This is a genomic window from Rania fehmarnensis (assembly GCF_056494185.1).
Genome location: NZ_CM151398.1, coordinates 6,860,390 through 6,883,726, shown reverse-complemented (window position 1 = coordinate 6,883,726; position 23,337 = coordinate 6,860,390). Strand labels below are relative to the sequence as shown.

22 protein-coding genes are annotated in these 23,337 nt (G+C 55.0%); 14 read left to right on the top strand and 8 right to left on the bottom strand.

Annotated elements, in window-relative coordinates:
* Positions 1-52: 52 nt before the first annotated feature.
* The 4 genes from SH573x_RS23360 to fae all read right to left on the bottom strand — a co-directional run bounded on the left by SH573x_RS23360 (position 53) and on the right by fae (position 3,766).
* Entirely contained in the window at positions 53-1,618 is a 1,566-nt protein-coding gene (locus SH573x_RS23360; protein WP_479350287.1) for a hypothetical protein, read from the bottom strand.
* Between the two features lie 199 nt (positions 1,619-1,817).
* On the bottom strand, positions 1,818-2,312 hold the full coding sequence (locus SH573x_RS23355; RefSeq protein ID WP_479350285.1) for a putative molybdenum carrier protein: 495 nt from the start codon (positions 2,310-2,312) through the stop codon (positions 1,818-1,820).
* A gap of 65 nt (positions 2,313-2,377) precedes the next feature.
* Entirely contained in the window at positions 2,378-3,250 is an 873-nt protein-coding gene (locus tag SH573x_RS23350; protein WP_479350284.1) for an NADP-dependent methylenetetrahydromethanopterin/methylenetetrahydrofolate dehydrogenase, read from the bottom strand.
* 18 nt (positions 3,251-3,268) lie between these two features.
* Positions 3,269-3,766: a formaldehyde-activating enzyme gene (gene fae / locus SH573x_RS23345; protein ID WP_479350283.1), complete on the bottom strand. Its 498-nt coding sequence runs from the start codon at positions 3,764-3,766 to the stop codon at positions 3,269-3,271.
* A 552-nt stretch (positions 3,767-4,318) separates the two neighbouring features.
* Here fae and SH573x_RS23340 point away from each other — a divergent pair.
* From SH573x_RS23340 to atpC, 10 genes are all read left to right on the top strand, one after another.
* Positions 4,319-5,287, top strand: a complete 969-nt coding sequence (locus SH573x_RS23340; RefSeq protein ID WP_479350281.1) for a hypothetical protein — start codon at positions 4,319-4,321, stop codon at positions 5,285-5,287.
* A gap of 260 nt (positions 5,288-5,547) precedes the next feature.
* Positions 5,548-5,889 (top strand): hypothetical protein, encoded by a 342-nt coding sequence (locus SH573x_RS23335; protein ID WP_479350279.1) that lies wholly within the window; start codon positions 5,548-5,550, stop codon positions 5,887-5,889.
* A 492-nt stretch (positions 5,890-6,381) separates the two neighbouring features.
* Positions 6,382-7,734 carry a F0F1 ATP synthase subunit A gene (atpB, locus tag SH573x_RS23330; protein ID WP_479350278.1) on the top strand — a complete coding sequence of 451 codons (1,353 nt, stop codon included), beginning with the start codon at positions 6,382-6,384 and terminating at the stop codon, positions 7,732-7,734.
* Positions 7,735-7,840: 106 nt separating this feature from the next.
* Entirely contained in the window at positions 7,841-8,128 is a 288-nt protein-coding gene (gene atpE, locus SH573x_RS23325) for an ATP synthase F0 subunit C (protein WP_479350276.1), read from the top strand.
* A 171-nt stretch (positions 8,129-8,299) separates the two neighbouring features.
* A complete protein-coding gene (atpF, locus tag SH573x_RS23320; protein WP_479350274.1) occupies positions 8,300-8,968 on the top strand; it encodes a F0F1 ATP synthase subunit B in 669 nt (222 codons plus the stop codon).
* Between the two features lie 10 nt (positions 8,969-8,978).
* Positions 8,979-9,596, top strand: coding sequence for an ATP synthase F1 subunit delta (atpH, locus tag SH573x_RS23315; RefSeq protein ID WP_479350272.1), 618 nt, complete (start codon positions 8,979-8,981; stop codon positions 9,594-9,596).
* Positions 9,597-9,691: 95 nt separating this feature from the next.
* Positions 9,692-11,203 (top strand): F0F1 ATP synthase subunit alpha, encoded by a 1,512-nt coding sequence (atpA, locus tag SH573x_RS23310; protein ID WP_479350271.1) that lies wholly within the window; start codon positions 9,692-9,694, stop codon positions 11,201-11,203.
* Positions 11,204-11,287: 84 nt separating this feature from the next.
* The gene (gene atpG / locus SH573x_RS23305) at positions 11,288-12,169 is read left to right on the top strand and encodes an ATP synthase F1 subunit gamma (protein ID WP_479350269.1); all 882 of its coding nucleotides are present in this window, start codon (positions 11,288-11,290) and stop codon (positions 12,167-12,169) included.
* A 66-nt stretch (positions 12,170-12,235) separates the two neighbouring features.
* Positions 12,236-13,681, top strand: coding sequence for a F0F1 ATP synthase subunit beta (gene atpD / locus SH573x_RS23300; RefSeq protein WP_479350267.1), 1,446 nt, complete (start codon positions 12,236-12,238; stop codon positions 13,679-13,681).
* Between the two features lie 51 nt (positions 13,682-13,732).
* Entirely contained in the window at positions 13,733-14,125 is a 393-nt protein-coding gene (gene atpC, locus SH573x_RS23295) for an ATP synthase F1 subunit epsilon (RefSeq protein WP_479350265.1), read from the top strand.
* A 195-nt stretch (positions 14,126-14,320) separates the two neighbouring features.
* Here atpC and SH573x_RS23290 read toward each other — a convergent pair whose 3' ends face one another.
* From SH573x_RS23290 to SH573x_RS23275, 4 genes are all read right to left on the bottom strand, one after another.
* Positions 14,321-15,994 carry a SpoIIE family protein phosphatase gene (locus SH573x_RS23290; protein ID WP_479350264.1) on the bottom strand — a complete coding sequence of 558 codons (1,674 nt, stop codon included), beginning with the start codon at positions 15,992-15,994 and terminating at the stop codon, positions 14,321-14,323.
* Between the two features lie 203 nt (positions 15,995-16,197).
* Entirely contained in the window at positions 16,198-16,884 is a 687-nt protein-coding gene (locus SH573x_RS23285) for a hypothetical protein (protein ID WP_479350263.1), read from the bottom strand.
* A gap of 8 nt (positions 16,885-16,892) precedes the next feature.
* The gene (greA, locus tag SH573x_RS23280) at positions 16,893-17,378 is read right to left on the bottom strand and encodes a transcription elongation factor GreA (RefSeq protein WP_479350261.1); all 486 of its coding nucleotides are present in this window, start codon (positions 17,376-17,378) and stop codon (positions 16,893-16,895) included.
* Positions 17,379-17,534: 156 nt separating this feature from the next.
* Complete coding sequence (locus tag SH573x_RS23275) at positions 17,535-18,482, bottom strand: DNA-methyltransferase (RefSeq protein WP_479350259.1); 948 nt, start codon at positions 18,480-18,482, stop codon at positions 17,535-17,537.
* 221 nt (positions 18,483-18,703) lie between these two features.
* Between SH573x_RS23275 and SH573x_RS23270 the strand changes: the two genes are divergently transcribed.
* The 4 genes from SH573x_RS23270 (at position 18,704) to SH573x_RS23255 (ending at position 23,333) form a co-directional block, all read left to right on the top strand.
* On the top strand, positions 18,704-18,883 hold the full coding sequence (locus SH573x_RS23270; protein WP_479350258.1) for a hypothetical protein: 180 nt from the start codon (positions 18,704-18,706) through the stop codon (positions 18,881-18,883).
* A 433-nt stretch (positions 18,884-19,316) separates the two neighbouring features.
* Positions 19,317-20,909, top strand: coding sequence for a TlpA disulfide reductase family protein (locus SH573x_RS23265; RefSeq protein ID WP_479350256.1), 1,593 nt, complete (start codon positions 19,317-19,319; stop codon positions 20,907-20,909).
* Positions 20,906-21,832 (top strand): RluA family pseudouridine synthase, encoded by a 927-nt coding sequence (locus SH573x_RS23260; protein WP_479350254.1) that lies wholly within the window; start codon positions 20,906-20,908, stop codon positions 21,830-21,832. The genes SH573x_RS23265 and SH573x_RS23260 overlap by 4 nt, the downstream gene beginning before the upstream one ends.
* 121 nt (positions 21,833-21,953) lie before the next feature.
* Positions 21,954-23,333 carry an aminotransferase class III-fold pyridoxal phosphate-dependent enzyme gene (locus SH573x_RS23255; protein WP_479350253.1) on the top strand — a complete coding sequence of 460 codons (1,380 nt, stop codon included), beginning with the start codon at positions 21,954-21,956 and terminating at the stop codon, positions 23,331-23,333.
* The last annotated feature ends 4 nt before the right edge of the window (positions 23,334-23,337 follow it).

Sequence of the window (23,337 nt, the reverse complement as noted above, 5' to 3'; positions counted from 1 at the left end):
AGTTGCATACTGGCAAGTCAATCTCAGGTTGGCTTGCCAGTATCATTTTGCCTTAGCGATAAACGCTCGGTTGATACACTGCGTCACCGCCCGTCACGTAAGCGCTAGGATAAACGCTGGGACGATATTGCGGCCGATGATCAGTTGTGGCTGCTTGAATTGCTGGGCTGTGAGCGTCAAGCTTTGGAAGCTCGATTGCCGAGGCGGGCCGAGTTTGCATGGCAATCGCTTGAGCGGCCCTATCGCTGAGACCGGAATCGATCGTCTTGGTAGCCATGATGCATACAAAGCCACTTGAGGGTAGCTCGGCCTTGCGAACGCGAAACAACGTCTTCCAGTTCATCAATTGCGCTGCAGAGCGTTGTTTGTCTGATTTGACCGCGTGATTCACGCCCACCACAAACACTTGCTCCGATGCAATGCTCAGCTGCGTCTGTGCGCTTAAGGCTGCCTTGGATTCACTTTCAGATGAGCTGGTGATCTGCTGGTCGAAGGCAGTCGTAACTGACAATTCGATTTGATTGTCGTCAATGACGTGGGGGCTGACTTTCAGCCTGAAGATATCGTTGAAGGCCGCGCCTGCCGCAGGCTCCCCTGTAGAGTTTTGCGAGAGCTCGGTCGGCAATCTGGCGAATGAGTCCATCAAGTATCCCTGCCCATCGCTGAGAATCGAGTTGTGCTGTCCGATTAACTTGGCATTGCCAGAGGCGGTGATAGCCTGGACGACGGTGTCGAGTTCCAGTTGAGTTGGTAACGAACCCGAATAGAAGTAAGCGTTGGCATCGGTGGGCACGCTGGCAGGTGAGTCGCTGTCGCGATTATCCTCTAACCCGCGCCAACTGATGTTACTGTTCCATTGTGTGGCCAACCGTTGTAGATCTGCGAAACTCATTTGATAGATGAAGGCGTTTAGTTGTACTTGAGCGCGTGGTACATCCAACTGGTCCATTAGCTGGCGAGCGCGAGCCAGGCTTTCCGCTGAACCAGCCACTAGCAAAACTTGATCGCCTTCGAGGGTGGTCATGGTATTGAGGGCACCCACGGTAGATTCAATGGCGCGCGCCAGCTCGGTCGTCGACATATACTGCGGACGAAGCTTGACAATTTCCACGTGCGGGCTGGGGACGCTGACAATCGATGGCTGTGAAGTCGGTAACGAAATAGTTACCGGTGCCGGCGGAGTTGATGTCAGGGTTGCGATGGGAGGAGCGAGTTGAATTACCGTACTAGTGCGAGGCGGCGGGGCATTTAGATTGGTGACCGGCTTGGGCTTGGCAGACCTGGAGACCACTAGCCCGCTGTCCGCCCTTCGAAAGCCATACCCATTGTCTGACAAGATCGCATCGAGAACTTCACGCAAGGTTGCCCGGCGAAAAATACCGGTGGCCGTGCCGGTGACTTCGCCTTCGTTAACGATTTTCACTTGCCACTGCTGACCGAGCGCGTAGAGTGCTTGATCCAGTGGGATGTCGCGCAGCACGACCGTGCCATGTCGATCGAGCGTCAGATCGATGGTCTGGGCGAGTTCAGCTGGTGAGGTATCTGTGCCGGGAGTGCGCAGCACGATAGCGCCAGGGACTTGCGCATGAACATTATCGCCGCTAAGCAGCGAGGTCATTACGCAGCAACCTACAATCGCGTGGCCGAATACCGACCGCGCATGGGCGAATACATGGCGAACAGGTGCCATTACCATCCTTGATTCCGTCTGCTTGGAGGGGCAATCGAGCCGGAGGACTGCGATGGGTTATGCTTGCATTGGCGGGCGTAGGCCATGCTTTCGTCATCATCGGCACAAAAGAGGTTCAACGATTAGTTCATTCGAACATTCGTTGATGGACTCGAGTCTGCAGTATGCGGCGGAGCAAATCGCTGGCAACGAGCCCTATACCTGGCTGGGAACTATGCCGCGGACCGGCCACATTGAGTACTGCAATCTGGTTATCGACCAGCCAATCTTGAATGGCAGCGACATCCAGCGGCTCGTCCACGCGAACGCGCCAGACTGGTTTGCCATGTTGCTTGGTTAGCCGATAGGTGAGCAATGAACCTCGCAGCAACCTCTCGCGAAAGATGAGCAGTGTGCCATCGGAGTCGATCACATTGCGTTCGGTGCGCACCGCATATTCACTGGAGTCGGTTTCTTGCAGTTGGTACTTGTCGTCGATGGGGCCATCTTCGGCGATTCGACCACGCGGGCACCAACCCCCATGCTCGAGGTTCAGTTCGATCGCCACATCCAGCGCAGCCCGATCGACGCCGGTTTGACCGCCGGATACGATTCTTCGGACTGGACACCAAGGTTGTTGCATAGTCGGCCGATCAATGCGCCGCGCGCGATGGAAACTTGGCCTCCGATGTCGGCGAAGAAGTTGGCTTACAGGGCTTGGCCAATAGCGAAGATCTCTTCAGCGTCCAGGACGGCATCGTTGCGTGTAAACAGCGTGCGGATGGCGGCTTTGTGGATCTTCATTTTCAATCCACCCACTCCGATCGCGCCATAATCAAAACGCTCGCCACGCTGAACGGCTTTGTCCATTACACCGATACCCTCGATACCAGCCGGGGGCACTGCGTTGAGATCGATGGCGACTTTAATTCGGTCACATTTGGCTAGTTGCGATGCGCTTAGCAACTCGACGCCCGCTGCGCCACAGGCATAGACGACATCAGCCTGGCTGAGGGCCGAACTTAATGCAGCAGTGTCTGTACTGGAGCAAGCGCTTAATAAATCGGCCTGAATGTCGCCAACTTGCGAGCTGATTTGTTGGCAAGCTGCTTGAGCTTTTGAGGCGTCGCGCGAGACCAGGCATACATGTCCGCCTTGACCAGCTACAAGCCGCGCGACACGTGAACCTACCGGGCCAGTTCCACCTAACACTACAGATTTAGATTGAGGTAACGGGACATGCCGCGCAGCGGACATGACAGCAGCCACCGCGGTCGTATTGGATCCGTTGCCATCGAACATCACCGAACAGCGCACTGGTCCGAAGAAGGCAGCTTGCACTTCTTTCAACAGCGCTTGACCGGCGGCGACGCTGGAGCCACCAATGAAGATGGCCGTACTTTTCAAGTCACTGGGCCCACGCGTAAACATGGCCCCATGCACCAAGCCGCGCACGCTCTCCGGTCGTACGCCAGCATACTGCAGCAGGTGATCGACTTCCGAGTCGATCGCCACTACTGAATCAAATACACTGGCGTGCTGATCGGGATCAAGCTGAACGAGAATGCGTGGCAAGCTCATCAAAAGCCCAAGCTATGGTTAGAAGCCTTTGAATGGATGCTCGGCCGAATCCTTCTTGGCAACCATTTCAGCGGCTGTTGGCAAGCCCTTCATTGCGTTGGCAATGGAATTCTTGGTGGCTTCGTAGTTGTACTTGTAGATCTTGGCGTTGTCTTCAGCGGCTGGGTGAATGAACACGCCGCAAACGATGACGAGATCTTCGGCTTGATCAGCGGGGATCACCTTTTCAGCTACCGAGTCGGCGACGGCCTTGGCCACGGCGGCTTGGGCTGGGCCGAACATTTGGACAACTTGCTTCATGCCTTTGATGGTTACTTTGGTAATCATGACGGTCGAAGGCTTGACCGGTGCATTGGGTGCCAGCACGGCTAGCAGGTTGGTGTGACCTTCCGACTGAGTTGCCAGTGCATTGGCGAAGGCGGTACCCACGGGGCCCGTCTTGCTACCGATCATCAAATCGATGTGAGCAACTTCATTGCCATCGCCAACGAGTGATTCACCTACGAACAGAGACATGTTGTGTTCCTTTGAGTGGTTGCCATAGAGGAAAATGTGAATTGAATTGTCGAAGTCATCACCACTGTCGGATGCCAGCAGGATGACGTTTGGGCAGGACCTGAGAAGGTAGCAGAGGCCGGCCTGATTGCAAGCGGTGTCGCCAAGGGTTCTAGCCCGCCTCGCCGTTTTGTCAGCCGCGGGCCAGTCTGGGCCGGTTGGGTAGTCTGTAATTCCGATTGCCTACACGGCCAGCGGTAAGCTCGTCTACTAGTCATTACCCAACCCGCGCAGGCGGTCAGAGTCGGATTTTCGCAAGCTGAAACGACAAAAAATGATTGGAGTTGTCGGGGTTTTGGTGTATGCTGAAACTCATGTTGGCGGCTGATGCTGCGCCGATTTGAGCCATTTCGCAGGAATTTCCAGCGGAAACTGGCTCTGCCATGGGAAGTGAGGCGCCCATGGTTGGAAAATCGAAGCGCGCCGGTGGCCTACCACACCAGCCCACAACCAAGTGGTGCTGGAAAACTGGAATGGAGAGGATCGGGCATTCTTTTCTAAAGGACTCATGTAATGCTGAAGCGTTTATTCCTGTCGATCACCTGTTGTGCTTGCGTGGCCATGTTGGCGGCTCCCCTGTCCGCCCAGACCAAACGCGGCAAAGCCAAAGCGGCCCCCGAAATCCTGGAAGAAATTGAGATGTTCCAGGGCATCGAAGAGGGCAAGTTGGAAGTGAAGTTGATTCCAACCGACTCCTCAGTCGGTACCGTCGTCATCAAGAACAAGGGCACCAAGCCCGTCAACGTCAAGCTGCCTAATACCTTCGCAGCCGTGTTACCTCAATTCGGCGGCATGGGCGGCGGAATGATGGGCGGCATGGGTGGTGGAATGGGCGGCGGCATGGGAGGCATGGGCGGTGGAATGATGGGTGGCGGCATGGGAGGAGGCATGGGTGGTGGAATGGGCGGCGGCATGCAAGGCATGGGCGGCGGCATGGGCGGCATGGGTGGTGGAATGGGCGGCGGCATGGGAGGCATGGGCGGCGGAATGATGGGCGGCGGCATGGGTGGAATGGGCGGCATGGGTGGCATGGGCGGCGGCGGCATGTTCCGCGTTGCACCTGAAAAGCCCGGTAAGTTCCGCATCCAAACCGTCTGCCTGGAACACGGCAAGACCGAACCTAACTCCCGCGTGCGCTACGACCTGATTCCAATCGACAAGTTCACCCAAGATCCAGCTGTTGCCAAAGTTTGTGAACTGCTTGGACATGGCCGCATCGGTCAACACACTGCCCAAGCAGCCGCCTGGCACATCGCCAACGGTCTGAGCTGGGAAGAGCTGGCTGTGAAGAATCGTTCGGAATCGCAATACACCGGCAATGTGCCTTACTTCCACACAGCCGAACTGAACGCAGCCATGCAAGTGGTGACCTCGATTCGCTTCGAGCAGCATCAAGCAGCCATGCTGGCGAGTACTGGAGCGGATGGTAAAGGCGGCAGCCTGGCCGACACCAAACCTGCTTCGTACGAAGAAAAGAAGTAGTCTCAGTCGGTAGCCAAAGCTCCGAATTAAAAGTTACAACAGCCCAGCAGTGACCCTGCTGGGCTGTTTTGCTAATGTGGCATAGGCTTCCAGCCCGTGTTACTTCGTCAGAGCCTTCTACGTTCAGAATTGACACAGGCTAGAAGCCTATGCCACGGACACAGGCTGGAAGCCTATGCCACAGGGCGCGGCCCCCTGCGACCAAACGTCGCTAATTGTTGACCCCGGAGGGTGCGGCGTTTATTCTCTGCTACTTCAATATGGTCTCATCACTTGGCGGGGTGGTCATGGCAGGTCGATCGCAAGAGGATCCGCGTACGGTCCGAAATCGATTGATCTTCGAAGACGCCTCTGCTTGGATCGGACGCATCTTTGCCATCATGTTGTTCATGATTGGCCCGGCTGCGCTCGGTTATTGGTTGGACCAGCGAATGCAAACCAAGTTCATGGCGGCGATCGGAGTGATTGTCGGCATGGCCTTGGGGATCACTGCGTTGCTGGTTCTGGTCAGTGTCAAGCGGCCCACGCTCGAGGATCAGGCGGACAGCCGGTTCGAGAGTAAACCTGAGGGCAGCGGTGGCGATGCTGACAAGCCGCGATGAAACACCTGCTGGTAGTCGCCTATGGCGACAATCGGTGGGCCTGCTGATCGTCTTGGCCATGGTGGGCCTGGGCTGCTACGTAACGATGCGACAGCTATCGATCAGTTGTGATGGAGCAAGTGTAGCCATGGCTACACTAGCCGTAGCCGTGGCACTTGTGCCCCCGCTGTGGTTGGAAAAATTGTTTGGGCCGATGGTGGCAGCGCCCTTAGCGACAGTCGCTTGGCGATTGGGGGTTTTGCTGCCGACGATTGTATTGAGTAATCGTTGTGTTGAACCGGTAAGAAATTGTGTGCTTGTGACGTTGCTGGCCTGTTATTTAATGACGTTGCCATTAGAATCATGGCTCCTCATTCGGCAGGCTCCTGCAGATCATCGGCCACGGCGATCGCGAGCCTCGCGAGGCTCTGACCAGAACGACACTGTTGTTCACTGAATCAGGGCGTTAACCCCTCCAAGCTTCTAATCGACTTTTTCTAGAGCACTGGCTTCATGGCCGCTGACATACTACACATTAAAGACGGTTACTACTTCGAGGTGCCGCACGCACTTTACCCAGTGCGCTACACCAAAGCCGAAGAGTTCCGCGATTCTGTTGGTCACTGGTTCGTGCGCAATGACGACGATTATCAGGACTGGGAAGCCGATCATATCATCGCCGGCTTGAGCAAGATCGGCGTCGATGGCGCCGATACTGAGCACCTGGTTGAAAAGTGGCACTCGTGGAAGCATGGCAACGAAATGCGCCATGGCCGTCCGCTGGATCGCTACATCAACGAGAAGATCGCTGGTCTGGAGGCCAAGGCGGCAACTTGGGTCAAGGCTCAAAAGGCCAAGGATCCTAGTATCAATGTTCAGGTTCCGCTTCAGGCCTACATTGCCTCCAATCCAGCGGTGCAAGATGCCTGGATGACGAAGCTAACGCTCGATCCTGAAAAGTCCAAGGCTTGGAAGGCTCTGCAGCGCGATATGGATGCCCACAAGATGGTCGACGACTACGTCGCCTCTGATCGTGGCAAGTGGGGTCAGGAAAAGATCAACGCTTATAACAAGTATTTAGCGGGCAAGGTATTCATACCTCAGCCCTTTGGTGAGATTCGCAACGGCTACGAGCGTGAGTCGGGCTTTGCGATTTCGAAGTTCATGATCATTGAAGTGGTCGTGGCGCTTTTGGTCTTCGTGGCTTTCACCTGGTTGGCCGGTAAGGTCTCCAGTGGTGCAGCCCCGAAGGGTAAGCGATGGAATCTGCTCGAAAGCTTTTTGACGTTCATTCGCAATGACGTGGTGTTGCCCGGTATGGGTGAGCACGACACGGATCGGTTTATGCCGTTCTTTTGGACGATCTTTATGTTCATCTTGGGTTGTAACCTGATGGGCATGTTGCCGTGGGTCGGCGCGCCGTCGGCGTCGTTGGGTATGACTGCAGCCTTGGCGATGATTGTGTTTGTGCTCGGGCTGTTTTTGGGTATCAAGAAATTTGGGGTATTTGGTTATCTCAAGAATCTGATGCCATCGCTGGGTTTGCCTATGTACCTGGCAGTGGTCATCGTGCCGATGGTGTGGGTCATTGAATTTGCTTCGCTGTTTATCAAGCACGGTATCTTGGCGATTCGGTTGCTAGCCAACATGGTCGCTGGTCACATGGTGCTGTTGGGTATTCTTGGCTTGGCTGTCGGTACGCATGCGGTCAGTATGGGGATGGCACAGTGGTCGCTGATCGCTGTGATTTCGGTGCTGGCGACCACCGCGCTGAGTTTCATGGAGTTGTTTGTGGCGTTCTTGCAAGCGTATGTGTTTACGCTCTTGGCTGCCATGTTTATCGGTAGTTCGATTCATCATCACTAAATCACTAAAGTTGCGATTGCAACTGCTGTGTTCGCAAATCAAAGTGTGTTTTCCCTTCCAACATTGGAACAATCGTTAGCCCTTTCCTGCTTGAGGAGATTTGTCAGTGTTTAACATCGCGCGCGTTTGTTTTTGGGCTTTGGCTCTGACCCTGATCAGTGCACTTCCTGCTTCGGCTCAAGACGGCACCGCTGCTTTCAGCATGCCTGCTCAAATTGGCGCTGGTCTGGCTGTTATCGGTGCCGGCATCGGTATCGGTCTGTTGACCAAGGGTGCCGTCGAGGCAACCGCTCGCCAGCCTGAAGCATTCGGCGATATCCGCATGCTTATGATTATTGCTGCCGCTCTGATCGAAGGTGTGGCTCTGTTCGCCGTTATCGTTTGCCAAGGCTAGTTGGCAGGTGCACGCTTTTGTTGCGCCGCTGGGGTGTGCGTATATGACGCGCTTCCTCTGGGTGTGCAGCAGATGCGGTTATTGGCTTGGGTGCAGTTGTGGTTGATAGCCCTCGCTACAGCGCTGGGTGGTGGTTGGTTGAGTGCTTGGTAATCGGAGATTAGGTGCGCTATGTCGCTCTCACGTTTAGTCGCTTGGTCATTGATGCTGGTCGTGTCGCTTGTGGTATCTTCTGCCGGCAATTCGCTGATGGCAGTCGAGCAGCAGGCTGACGCTGGCCATAGTGCCGAGCACGGCGAACACGAAGTTTCCAATCCAGTGCACGGCAACACGAACGATGCAACCTACAACGCTGTAGATTTCCGCGAAGATGTCAATATCTTCACCGCGGTTGTCTTTTTGCTGTTGTTGACTGGTTTGTACTTCGCAGCCTGGCGGCCGATCATGGAAGGTCTCGAAAAACGCGAGAAGACCATCGCCGGCAATATTCAAGCTGCTGAACACGCCAAGGCACAAGCCCAAGCCAAGCTGGTGGAATACGAAGCCAAGCTGGCTGCGGCTTCGGAAGAAGCCACGCGAATCGTCGCCGAAGCCCGCAAGGGTGCCGAATCGGCAGCGGCTCGTATCGAAGCTGAAGCTCAAGAAGAAGCTGCTCGCCATCGCGAACGTACGGCTGTTGAAATTGATGCCGCCAAACGTGTAGCCCTAGGTGAACTGGCAACCAAAAGCACCGATGTCGCTATGGCCTTGGCCCAGCGCATCGTCGGTCGCGAAGTCAAAGCTGCTGATCACCAGAAGCTAATCCAAGACATGCTGTCCCAAATGCCAAGCAAGAATTAAGTTTGAGCTGATGGAAGAACAAAAACTTCATCCGACAGTCTTCGACACCGAAGATCAACAGGTCGCAACCTTGTACAGCAAAGCTCTTATCGGGGCCGCTGGCGAGAAAGTAGATTTGATCGTCGACCAGTTGGAGGCGGTGGTCCGCGACTGCCTGGATCGCAATCCAAAACTGGAGCTGGCTTTGGCCTCGCCCCAGATTAGCGAAGAAGAAAAAGAGGCCATGCTGGGTCGCATCTTCGGTGGCAAGATCGATACAGTGCTACTGAACTTCCTCAAAGTGATGGCTAGGCGTCGGCGTTTAAGTGCGCTGCGGGCTGTACACGCTGCAGTGGCTGTGATGCGCGACGAAGCGCTCGGTCGGCTGCGTGTGAAGGTCTCTTCAGCTCAGCCCCTGACCGATGCGCAGAAGAAGAGTATCTCGACTCAGCTGCAACAGACCTTCGGCAAAGAGCAGGTTGTGCTGGTCGAAAAAGTTGATCCAACGCTGCTGGGTGGCATTGTCCTGCGAATCGGTGATCGCGTTTACGACGGCAGCGTCCAGGGTAAACTGCAAAACCTGCGGCGTGCTGTTAGTAGCGGTGTCGAAAAAGCCATTCGCGATCAGTACTCGTCGTTACTATCGTAGCCAGTTATCCGATGCTCACGCATCGAGCTAACTACTAAACAACCATTTGAATATTTTACGCAACATTTAACGCAAACCTGCTTTCGAGGTGTGGTATGAAGTTCAACTCGGACGAAATTGCCTCGGTCATTCAAAAAGAAATCGAGACGTTCGAGAGCCAGATGGACGTGCGCGAAGTCGGCACGGTGCTGGAAGTCGGTGACGGTATCGCTCGTGTGTATGGCCTCTCTGGCGTCATGGCCGGTGAGATGGTCCAGTTCCCCAGCGGTGCGATCGGCCTGGCATTTAATCTGGAAGAGAACAGCGTCGGTGTGATCATTCTGGGTGACTACCTGACCATTCATGAAGGCGACGAAGTCCGCGCCCTGGGTACCCTGTTGAGCGTGCCAGTTGGTGACGGTGTCATCGGCCGCGTGCTCGATCCGCTGGGCAACCCTCTGGATGGTATGGGCCCGGTTGAATCCAACCAACAACGTCCCGTAGAAGTCATCGCCGCCGGCGTGGCCGAGCGACAGCCTGTTAAGCAGCCGCTGCAAACCGGTATCAAAGCCATCGATGCCATGACCCCAGTTGGTCGTGGCCAACGCGAACTGATCATCGGTGACCGCAAGACGGGTAAGACGGCCGTGGCCATCGATGCGATCATCAATCAAAAGAATACTGGCGTTAAGTGCTTCTACGTGGCGATCGGCCAGAAGGACAGTTCGGTGGCCCTGGTAGTCGAAGCCTTGCGCAAGTACGGCGCGATGGATTACACCACCGTGATCGTGGCTGGTGCCTCCACTCCCGCTCCGTTGCAGTACATCGCTCCTTATTCCGGTACCGCGATGGCTGAACACTTTATGTTCAATGGCCAGCATGCCCTGATCGTGTATGACGACTTGAGCAAGCAAGCTACCGCGTATCGTCAGTTGTCGCTACTGATGCGTCGTCCTCCAGGCCGCGAAGCTTATCCGGGTGACGTGTTCTACTGCCACAGCCGTTTGCTGGAACGTTCGGCCAAGTTGTCCGATGAAATGGGCGGTGGTTCGCTGACCAGTCTTCCGATCATCGAAACGCTCGAAGGCGAAGTTTCCGCATATATCCCGACCAACGTGATTTCGATTACCGACGGTCAAATCTACTTGCAACCTGACTTGTTCTTCTCAGGTGTGCGACCTGCGATGAACGCTGGTATTTCGGTTTCCCGCGTGGGTGGTAATGCTCAAACCAAGGCGATGAAGAAAGTCGCCGGTGGTCTGCGTCTTGACTTGGCCGCTTTCCGCGAACTGGAAGCTTTCGCGCAGTTGGGAACGGAACTGGATCCAGTTACGCAATCGAAACTGGACCGCGGTTACCGAATGGTGGAACTGCTCAAGCAAGCTCAGTACAAGCCGATGAGCGTGACGGATCAAGTGCTGAGCCTGTTTGCTGCTACCCGCGGTTACTTGGACGATGTACCAGTGACTGCCGTACGCCAATGGGAGTTGGACTTCTTGCAATTCATTCATGACCGCAAGACAGAACTTCATACCAAACTTGCTGACGCAGGCGACATCAGTGAAGAAATCGAAAAAGGCATTCGCGCCGCTATCGATGAATTCAAACGCGGTTACAAACCCGGTTAATCCGCTCAGTAGAGTCCAGGCAGTAGACGGCAGAAGAACAGTTGTGCAGTTGAACTAGATCGTAGATAGCAGGATTGAGTTTACATGGCCAATGCACGTGCCCTTGATAAGCGGCGCAAATCAATTCGCAACATCCGCAAAATTACGCGGACGATGGAGCTGATTGCCACTGCGCGTTTCAAGAAAGCCATGGATCGCGCTGCCGCAGCTCAGGATTACACCGACCGCATCACCCAAATTGTTCGCGATTTGGCCAGTGCGGGTTTGGAGGTATCCCATCCCCTACTGGCCGATCGACCCGATCCAAAATCTGCCTCGATGCTCATGCTCACCAGCAATCGTGGACTGTGCGGTGGCTATAACGGTTCGGTGATTCGCGCCGCCATGCTGCGTCGCGCCGAAGTCACTAGCTCGGGTACGAACCTGGCCTTCGAGATCAGTGGCAAACGCGGTATTTCAGCGATGAAATTCCGCCAAGTTGCCATCGACCAGATGTATACCCAGTTTGAAGATAGCCCCAAGTTTGAAGACGTAGCTTTGATCGCTGATCGCTTGATGGAAGAGTTCATCAGCGGCAAGATCGATCGCCTGGATGTGGTCTACACCAAGTTTGTTAGCATCTCCAAGCAGACCGCAGTTTCGGAAACGTTGTTACCTTTTTCTCAGCCTGCGACCAGTCAGTCCACTGACGCTGGCGGTTCGAAAGCCGACTACGAATTCTTGCCCTCGGCAGAGTCGATTTTGGAAGAGGTCGTACCGGCCAGCTTCCGCGTGAAACTGTTCAAGTGTTTCTTGGATGCTGCGGTCAGCGAACAGATCGCCCGCATGGTCGCCATGAAGAGCGCCACCGAAAACGCAGGCGACATCATCAAACAACTTTCGCGCACTTACAACCGGGCTCGTCAATCGCGTATTACCCAAGAGATTATGGAAATCATCGGCGGCGTAGAAGCCTTGGAATCGTAGAAGTTAAAGTTCGAATCTGAATTACTTTCACCTTACACCTAAATCCCTTACACCCTAAAAAAACTCATGTCGACAACAGCCAAGAACATTGGACGCATCACACAGGTTATCGGCTCGACGTTCGATGCTGAATTCACTGCAGAAGCCCTGCCGCCGATTTACAATGCGGTGCGTGTAACCAGCAAAGCCAAAGGCGTGGACATCGATTTGACTGGCGAGATCCAGCAGCACTTGGGTGGCGGACGAGTTCGCTGCGTGGCGCTGGGTAGCACCGAAGGTTTGATGCGTGGACTGGATTGCGTCGACACTGGCAAACCAGTATCGGTGCCCGTAGGTGCCAAGACGCTGGGACGCGTGTTCAATGTGTTGGGCAATCCTGTCGATCGTCGCGGCGACGTGCAAGCTGATGACTACTGGCCAATTCACCGCCATGCACCAGCTCTGGATCAACTGTCGACCAACACGGAAGTGTTTGAGACCGGTATCAAAGTGGTTGACTTGCTGACCCCGTTCGTCCGCGGTGGTAAGGCTGGTCTGTTCGGTGGTGCTGGTCTGGGCAAGACGGTTATTCTGCAAGAGTTGATCGCTCGCGTGGCCAGCACTCACGGTGGTTATTCGGTATTCGCCGGCGTGGGTGAGCGAACTCGCGAAGGCACCGACTTGTGGTTGGAAATGCAAGAAACCGAAATCGGTACCACGGGCCGCAAGGTTATCGAGCAAACGTGCATGGTGTTCGGCCAGATGAACGAGCCACCAGGAGCTCGTCTACGCGTCGCGCTGGCAGCCTTGACGATGGCCGAGTTTTTCCGCGATACGACCGGTAAGGACACGCTGCTGTTCGTCGATAACATCTTCCGCTTCTCACAAGCTGGTTCGGAAGTGTCCGCTCTCTTGGGACGTATGCCCTCTGCCGTAGGTTATCAACCGACGCTGGCCACCGAGATGGGTGCGCTCCAAGAACGCATTACGTCAACCAAGAGTGGTGCTATTACCTCGGTGCAAGCTGTGTATGTTCCGGCTGACGACCCGACCGACCCTGCTCCCGCCACCGCCTTCGGTCAGCTGGATGCGTTCATTTATCTCGAGCGATCGATTTCGGAAAAGGGTATTTACCCTGCTATCGATCCGCTGGCTTCCAACAGTCGTATTCTCGATCCGCAATACGTGGGTGCTCGGCACTATGCGATTGCTCGTCGCGTGCAAACTACGCTTCAACGTTATCGTGAATTGCAAGACATCATCGCCATTCTAGGTATCGACGAACTGAGCGAAACGGACAAGTTGATTGTGCATCGTGCTCGTCGTATCGAACGCTTCTTGTCGCAGCCGTTCTTGGTGGCCGAAGTGTTCTTGGGCATTCCAGGTGAAATTACACCGATGGCCGACACGATTCGCAGTTTTGAAGAAATCTGCGATGGTAAGTGGGATCACCTACCCGAAGCGGCTTTCATGTACGTAGGCTCGATTGAACAAGCCGAAGCCAAAGCCAAGAAGATGGCTACCAAGAGCTAGCGCTCTTTGAAAAGAGTTGATACTAGAGAGTAGTCAGTAGAAAGTAGAGCTATGAGCGATCTACGTTGTGTCATCGTGACGCCCGAACGAACTGAAGTTGACGTGACTGCCTCGGCGGTGACCGTCCCCCTGTTCGATGGCGAGATGGGCATCCTCAAGAATCACAGCCCGCTGGTCGGCCGGTTAGGCTATGGCGTGCTGCGTATCAAGAATGCCACTGGTAACTCTGATCGCTATTTTGTCGAAGGTGGTTTCGTGCAAGTGGCTGAAAACGTGATCTCGGTTTTGACCGATCGCGTGGTCAAGCACGAGACAGTCACCAAGTCTTCAGCGAACGAAGCGCTGCGAGCCGCGCTGGACATGCCCAGCACCACTCCCGAGCAAAGTGCCCTGCGCGACAAAGCCGCAGCCCGCGCCCGCGCCATGCAACGCGTGGCCAAGTAACTCACGTAGCAGCGTCTCTCCGAGACGCTGACTAGCTACTGACAGAGTCTTGCGATGATTCGCGATGCGAGTCTCGGAGAGACTCGGCTACGTGGCACGTAGCAGCGTCACTCCGAGACTGTGAATAAGATCAAGGCGAAGACTAGGATGCTAGTAATCCGAGTCTCGGAGAGACTCGGCTACGTGGTGGTCGCACTACCCACGACCGATGACCAGTAGGCACATATCGTCGGCTTGAGTTGTGCCTTCGATGTATTTCAGCACCGATTCGGTCAAAGTGGTACCGATTTCGTTCACGTCTTGGCTGGCAGCTGACAACAGTTTTTGAATCGCGGGAATACCATACAGGGTACCATCAGCGTTAGGAGCTTCGTTGATGCCGTCGGTGTACAGCACTAATCGTTCGCCGGGTGAAAGTGTCATGGTGGCCAGTTCGTATTCGAAGTCCTCCATGATCCCCAGCGGTACGCCGGCCTGCTCTTCACCTGGTTGTTCGATCGTGCCGTTGCGGCGCCACATGGGAGCCATGTGGCCAGCATTGACGATTTCAATATTGCCGGTGTTGCCATCCAGTACCAGACACAGGAAGGTGATGAACTTCTCAACTCCCAACCCGGCGATATGGTGATTCAGGCGATTGATGGCTTCATTGAGCGTTGGCGCGGAGGCTAGGGCGAATCGTGTTTCGGCAGACAGTTTGGCCATCAACATGGCGGCCGATACGCCGTGGCCCACGACGTCGGCGACGATAATGGCGGTGCGATTATCCGATAGGGGTACGTAGTCGAAGTAGTCACCGCCGATCTGTTGGGCCGGTTGATAGAAGTGATAGAAAGAAAATCCCGGCAAGTCAGGATGTTTGGAAGGCAAGAACGCTTGCTGGACGCGCTGGGCAAGATCCAAGTCTTGTTCCAGTAGCCTTTGTTCGACCAGTTGTTCATGCAATTGCGCATTCTCAATGGCGACGCCTGCTTGGGCAGCCACGGCGGCCAGGATTTCCAAGTCGGATTCTTCGAAGCGGCGGCGTTGATTGAGCGTATCCATTTGAATAGCCCCAATCGCTTCGCCATCGCTGCTCAGGAGCGGAGCGACAATCATCGAACGAATGCGAAAGTCGGCAACACTCTCGGCATATTCAAAGCGTTCATCGCTGGAGGCATCTAACGAGATGAGCGCTTGACGGTTATCCATGACTTCTTTCATCACGGTGCGGCTGATGCGAAACGTTTCTTGCATGTCTGCTTGCCGCGTCTTGAGCCATTTAGGAACCAGGGCTCCTTGGCTATTACGAAGCACAATAAAGCCGCGGTCGGCTTGAACAAAGATGCGAAACAGCGTGTCGAGCACTTTGGGCAAGACATCATCCACCACGACCGCTTTGCCCAAGCTTTGCACAATGTCCAGCACCGCGCCCAATCGCACTTCTGCGGTTGTGGTCAGTTGCGAACCGGCGCCCGCTCCGCGTACATCGATCTTATTGGTCACAGCTCGCGACGAACCATCGGGGTCGTCGACCAAGACCACGCCGAAGGTTGACGAGCCATCTTTGATGACGGTCGAATCGTACAAATTTTGAACTTCGTTGACGTGAAAGGTGAATTCCAAGTCGCAGATGCGTATGTTATCGCCATCGGAGATGCCAGTCGGTTCGGCGATCAACTGGCCGTTCAAATAGGTGCCGTTGCGACTCTTGAGATCTTCCAATAGCAACTCGTCACCGCGGCGTACGATGCGTGCATGCTGGCGCGAGACAGCCGCGGCTTCGAGGATCACGTCGCATTCGGGATGTCGGCCAAGAATTGTCAAAGGTTTGATCAATTCATAGCGAGTACCTTGAGCGGAGCCATTGACTGCGGTCAGGTGCGCCATGGTGCAAACAAATCTCTAGAAAAGTATGTAATGTGTGGGATACCACCCTGTGTGGCATAGGCTTCCAGCCTGTGTGGTAGGTTGGCAATGTTACACAGGCTGGAAGCCTATGCCACATGCCACACAGGCTGGAAGCCTATGCCACATGTTACACAGGCTGGAAGCCTATGCCACAGCACACAGGCTGGAGGCCTATGCCACTACTATTTTACTGAAAGAGCTTGATCGATTAGCCCCCGAAATACTTCGGGCACACTTTTTTCGAAGGGCTCGGTGGGGACTTTCATACCGTCGACAAACTTTTCGGCCCGCGCGAGAAAATCGCGAATATCTTTGGCGGCCAGTTTTTCGTTGATTTCGGGGCCTTGGCCGTCGGGGCGTGTGTGGGTGCACATTTCGAGCATGAACATCAAATCGTTTCTACCCAGCTTGCGCTGGGCGGCGGCATTCAGCAAACGTTGTTTGATATGCTCTCCGGCTTCTATTTCAACTGCGGACAAACCGGCCTCTTCGGCTTTGGCCAGTACGCCTTCGACGGTCCCCCACAGCAGCACTGGATTGTCTTCCAGCACGGTTCGCAAGCGTGTTAGTTGGCGACTGGTTAGTTCGCGCGAACGAACCTTATCTACTACATCGACCAAGTCGCTCAAGATTTGCTGTTTGTAGACGGGTGCCAGGTCGCTTGACTCAACCCAGGGAACCAACATTCTGTTGATCCCTTGTTCGGCCAAGGCCGGCTGATCACGAAAGACGAAGAAGCTGGCGATCGAACAAAAGGCGATGAAGGCGGCCAGAGCCAGAACGATCACCACCAGGCAGGCTGGACCGAGTGATGGTTCTTGTTTTTTTTCTGTCGATTCGCCGTCAGATGTAGGATTGTTGTCGGCCAAGGGACTGGCTACTCCAGGTCACGGTAAGCGATGGAAAGTATTTCGAAACGAAGCTTCCCCTTAGGAACCGGAATTTCTAGCTTGGTGCCAACTTTTTTTCCTAACAAAGCAGCGCCAATTGGGCTACTGGAGAGGATTTTGTTGCTGTCGTAGTCTTCGTCACCCAAGCCGACGATGGTGTATTCTTCTTCATCGCCAAAGTCGAGGTCTTTGACGGTGACGGTCGCTAACAGTCCGACTTCGTCTTTGGGTAGTTTGCCTGGATCGATGATGAAGGCGTTGGCTAGCTTAGCCTTCTTATCATTGATACGAGCCTGCATCAGTCCTTGCCGCTCGCGCTGGCCATGGTACTCGGCGTTCTCTTTCAAATCGCCTTCAGCCCGCGCTTCAGCAATTTTCTCAGCAATATCAGGCATGACCACATTTTCTAAGTGGTCGATCTCCGCCTTAATTGCGTTGTACTTCTCACGGGTCATCGGAACTTGTCCGGACATCCCAGCTACTCCCAGGTTGGACTGTGCAATGAGAACCGATAAAAAATAAGACCTCTTTTCAAACGCGGAAAAGAGGTCAGGCTCGTTAGCGAATCGTTCTCGGCCTTATATGGTTGGAGATTAAGGGCGGATTGTCAAGCGTTTATCGGCCAGCTGTCAATCTTCCAGGCCCGGCAACATTTCTCCGGCAGGTTTGCGTCGACTTGCGCGGGGCTTGGATTCTCCCAGTTTTCGACCTTGGGCCGTCGCGGGGGCGGAAACTCGCGGTTCAGGGGCACCCTCCAACGCATCGCCCACCCCGACCGAATCCAGCCGAGCCAAGCCCAACCGTTGATATTCTTTCGATAGTTCGAAAGATAAAAACTGTCGCCCCAATTTCTTGGCCACTGCCACGGTGGTCGAACTGCCCGAGAATGGATCGATCACGATCTCGCCCGGGTTGGACGAAGCTCGAATGATGCGCCCCAACAGTTGCTCAGGCATCTGGCAGCCATGAAATCCGGCTCGTTCTTTGAACGTGCCAGCTACGCGAGGAAAATACCAAGTGTCTTCTTCGCTGCCAAAACCCTCGCAATCCTGCGGCCGCAGGATCCACGTGTCATCGGGCGTGCGTCCTTTGGGATTGGCTCGCTTGTCGCCATAGACCAGCTGCCGGGCCGAGGGCACGCTGATATCGTCGAAGTTGAAAGTAAAGACCTTAGGGTCTTTGACGAAATAAAACAGATGAGCGTGTGAGCGGGTGAATTTGTGGCTGCAATGCACACCAAAGGTGTAGTACCACACCACCCAGTTGCGACAGTGGAAACCCACTTGTTGAGCTGCGATCTTTAATTCGGCTGCATATTCGTCGCCGATGGCCAGCCAGAAGGTGCCGTTGCTTTTGAGCACGCGATGGACTTGTCCAATCCACTGCGCGCTCCACTGCAGGTACTTCTCGCTCTCCAAGCGGTCATCGTATTCGTCGTATTGATAACCGATGTTAAACGGCGGATCGGCAAAGGCCAGATCAATCGAACCATCAGGCAGCGCAGCCATGCCGGCGATGCAATCTCCCTGATGAATTGTTCCCAGCATTTCTTGCATACAGCCTAACAATCTTATCATACCGACTACGAAATCCGTTTCAGCTTAGAAGGGCTGAAAGCGACCAGCAGCAGTTTACTACTGGCCTGAGCTTGGCGAAAGCCTTGATGGCAACTGGAAAAAATCTGCGGGCAACGATGGAATAAAGTTGGCCCGAGCGGACTCTACTCTTTCTGGATCGATGTACCGCCGGCACCCGCCGCCGGTCAGATACGCTTATTTCTTTCTTGGAGAAGACTCAGATGAAACGCTTTGCACTGTTGGCAGTTCTTGGACTGGGCGCGATGGGATGTGCACCGGCAGCAGCCCCTGCACCATCGAATTCGACCCCGCCGGCCATCGAAACGCCAGCCCCAGCTGACCCAGCCCCAGCCACTCCACCAGCCGACCCAGCCGCTGCCGCGCCTGCCGAAAGCAAGTAGTTCACTGCTTTGTAGAGCGGCTGTCCCCAGCCGCTCTGCACCCGGCAAGTCGTTTGCCTGTAACGCTAGTCGTTGTAGAGCGGCTGTCCCCAGCCGCTCCGAACCCGGCAAGTCGTTTGCCTGTAACGCTAGTCGTTGTAGAGCGGCTGTCCCCAGCCGCTCGGCACCCGGCAAGTCGTTTGCCTGTTACGCTAGTCCTCAGGTTTGATGATACCTCGGTTAGCAGGTTCTGAGCAGCTGAGGACAGCTGCTCTACGCGAGGGTTCTGAGCAGCTGAGGACAGCTGCTCTACGCGAGGGTTCGGAGCAGCTGACGACCGATGCTCTACGTTTAGCTGCTCTACGTTCTACGGCTTTCCGCCGCCCGATCGATACCATAGATTATTAGCTTGCCCGGCTGATCATTTACAATCTATGTTTCAAGGCAACGAGCGATGAGTGGCTCAACGGATTCTCCGTCCAGTGCGGACGAACTTCGCCGACGTTTTGCGGTGTGGACCCTGGCGATGATGGGCACGCTCTCCAGCAGCGGCGCTGTCCAACTCCGCTCGCAGCTGTGGGCTGCGGACGAACCGCCGTCCGGCATGCCCCAAGATGCTGAAAAATCTGCTGCTGAAAAATCTGCTGCTGAGAAATCCGCCGCCGATGCAGCGGCAGAGCTCCCCAAACTCACTCGGCAATCGCTGCAGCAACTCATCACCCAAAAAGACTTCGATACAGCCAAAGCACTGGTTACCGAAGCTCTCCAAAGCGAGCCGACCGACGAGCAGTATTACCTGAGCGTCAATTTGGCATCCGCCCTTTCGCGTCAGAAACCTGACGAAGCCAGAGCGCTGTATGGCGTCATTCTTGATGGCTTGAATACCAAGCTCAATGAAGACAGCTCGGGGCAACTGGTTGCCAGTTTCGTCCTGGCTTCGCAGGGCCAGAGTGTTCTACTAGAAGACGCCGGGCAAGTCGACCAGGCCATCGCCACGCTGCAGTCCTCGATAGCCCGCCTGGCCAACTCGCACAAGGACTCATCGATGAGCAACGCTTTGCCAGTGACGCTGGCACAGCTGTTTGTCGAGCATGACCGCATTGTCGATGCGCGCCAGTTGTTGTCTGATAATGTTCAGCAAGCCAAGACGCGGTTGTCGGAACAATCTACCGCGGCCAATCGTCAGCGACTGGCGACAGCTACCAGCAACTTTGTGCGCATCGTGGGCGAATATCTGGCCGACGAAGCCCGCTCGCTGATGACAGAAGTGCAGCCACAACTGTTGGAAGCAGTTCAGCACGAGGATGCATCGGTAGAGGACTATCGTGCTTATCAATCGTTGCAATTGGCCCTGGCTACGTATGTAGCGGAGTCCGATCCGCAGCAGGCGCTCGACATTCTCGAAGAGCTCAAACCGCTGGCCGATTCGTTAGCCGAGCGCTTGGACGAAGCCCAAACAAAACAGCTCCGAGGCTCGCAATCAACACTTAATAGTGCGCTCACTAGGACCAAGAGCAAGTTGGTTCACCGCCAATTGATTGGCCAACCCGCCCCAGACTTTCAAATCGAAGCCGTTCTCAATACGCCCAAAGTTGATTGGCCGTCACTCAAAGGCAAAGTTGTGCTGATCGATTTCTGGGCTGTCTGGTGTGGCCCATGCATTGCCACCTTTCCGCATTTGAGGCACTTGCACGAGACTTACTCTGACCAAGGTCTCGCCATTATCGGAGTAACGCGTCAGTATGGATATGTCTGGGATAAAGACGCGGGCAGTCAAGTGGCCGACAAAGAAGCCACCTTGGAGCAAGAGCTGGAAATGCTCGAGCAATTTCGACTTAAGCACGAATTGCCTTATGGTCTAGTCGTGACACCCAAAGTCAGCGACTACAATAAGTTGTTCGGTGTCTATGGTATCCCACAAGCTGTGGTGGTTGATCAGCAGGGCAACGTTCAGCTAATCGTTACCGGTTCTGGCCAAAAGACAGCCCAACAAGTTGAAGAGAAGATCAAGAGCCTACTTGAGGCCAGGGAGCCATCGGGAAGTTGAAAAAGAGTTTTACTGTCGACCAGCGCATTCCCCTGCCGGCTCGAAATCTTTTGGCATTGGTTCAGTCCTATTTGAAAGTTCCTAAGGGGATCGCTTCAGAATTGGTCCATGATGGACTGGTGACTGTCAACTCACGCGTGGTGCGTCAGCCACACTGGAAGCTGGAGCCCGGCGATTTTCTCGAGATCGATTACGCCCCACAGCCTGTTGCTACTCCCAGTAAGAAACAAAAGTCTGCGCGTCGCGAGCCGTTCGAGGTTGTCTACGACGACGAGTATGTGATGGTAGTCGTCAAGCCAGCGGGATTGCTCACGGTTCCCACGCCCAAACGCGAGAGCAACACACTGCTGGGCAATATCAACCGCTATCTATCGCGACTGCAGCCCGGCACCGAAGCCTACTGCGTGCATCGACTGGACCGTGGCGTTTCGGGTTTACTGATCTTCGGAAAATCGCTCCCGATGGCGTTGAAACTACGGGATCAGTTTCAAGCTCGCAAGCCGCAGCGCAAATACACGGCCATCGTTATCGGGCAACTCGAAAACCAACGTGGCACCATTCGCAACTACCTGGCCACCGATAAAGACTTGAATCGGTATGCCACCAGCGATCCTGAGGGGGGTGAATTGGCCATCACACATTACGAAGTGCGACAACAACTCAGCGACGTCGCCATTCTCACGGTTCAACTGGAGACCGGCCGGCGCAATCAGATTCGCGTTCACCTGGCAGACTTGGGGCATCCCATTCTCGGCGATCCGCGTTACCACACGGACCAGGCGCAGCATCGCTTTTGGTCGTACTCGCGATTGGCACTGCACGCCGAGACTCTGGGCTTGCAGCATCCCGTTTCTGGTGAGATGCTGCAGTTTGTTGCTCCCTGGCCACAAGAGTTCAGAGACTTTAGAAGACACTTCAAATAAGACACTTCAAATAAGACACTGTTCAAGTATCGATTGTCGGACTCACGATCTCTGAAGGCAAAGAGTGAACCTACGCAGAGGCGTTGGGTAATGATCGCACACAGTAAACAGGAATTCCGCAGTGGGACTCATCGCTGACCAACTTCGTTCCGATCCTCGTATTGCCCAAGCCAAGCAATTGTTGGCCAGCGCCCTGGCAGATGCCCAAGCACACTTGCAGGGTCCACATGGCCCTGACGAGGCGTTGGTTGCCTATTACAAACAACTGCTCGATCGCTTGGCCTTAGCCCGCGGTGGCGCGACCTACTTTCCTTACTTGAGTAGTGGTCTGGGCCATGGACCGCTGGTCGAACTGGCCGATGGTAGTGTCAAGTTCGACTTCATTACTGGCATCGGTGTGCATGGACTGGGCCACAGCCATCCACAGCTATTGGATGCCGCCATCGATGCCGCCCTGGAAGACACGGTCATGCAAGGCAACTTGCAGCAGCACCCGCCGGCCCTGGCGCTAGCTGAGCGCATGCTCAAGTTAGCCAACGGCACCGGTGCCCAGTTGAGCCACTGTCTGCTGTCGACCAGCGGTGCCATGGCCAACGAGAACGCGCTGAAGATCGCTTTTCACAATCGTCACCCCGCTACACGTGTGCTGGCCATCGACAATTGTTTTGCAGGGCGATCGATTGCCACCGCCCAGCTAACGGATCGGCCGCAATATCGCCAAGGGATTCCGACGGCCCTGGCCGTGGATTACTTGCCCATGTTGACGACCGAATCTTCACCGCACCAGATCGAAGCCGGTTTGGCCACGCTAAAAAAACTAGTGGCTCGCTATCCTGGCCAGCATGCGACCGTGTGGCTGGAACTGATCACAGGTGAAGGCGGTTATTACGCAGCCGCGCCCGATTATGTGCGCGGCATTGCCGAGATCGCTCGGCAAGCTGGCATCCTGGTGATCTTTGATGAGGTGCAAACTTTTTCACGTCTGAGCCATCCCTTCGCTTTTCAGCATTTTGGATATGACCAGTACGCCGACATCGTGACCTTCGGCAAGATCACGCAGGTTTGCGGCACGCTGTATCGACCAGAACTGAAGCCCAAGGGACCGCTGCTGAGTCAAACTTTTATTGCTGCCAGCAGCAGTATCGCTGCGGGTTTGCGCGTGCTGGATTGCTTGGAAGCGGCCGAGTGTTTTGGAACAGGTAGCCAGAACATGCAACGTCACGAGGTCTATGCGCAGCGCATGCGCGATTTGTCCGCGCGTTATCCAGGCAAGATTAGTGGTCCTTATGGCTGCGGGATGATGTTTGCCTTTACACCTGGCGATGGTTCCGACGCCTTCGCAGCCCGCATGGTTCACGGGCTATACGAAGCTGGATTGATGAGCTTTGTGGCTGGCCATGATCCGGCGCGGATTCGCTTCTTGCCACCGCCCGGAGTGACTACGATCGAGCACATCCATCAAGCATGCAATATAATTGAGCGTGTAGTTCAAACATATTGAGGTG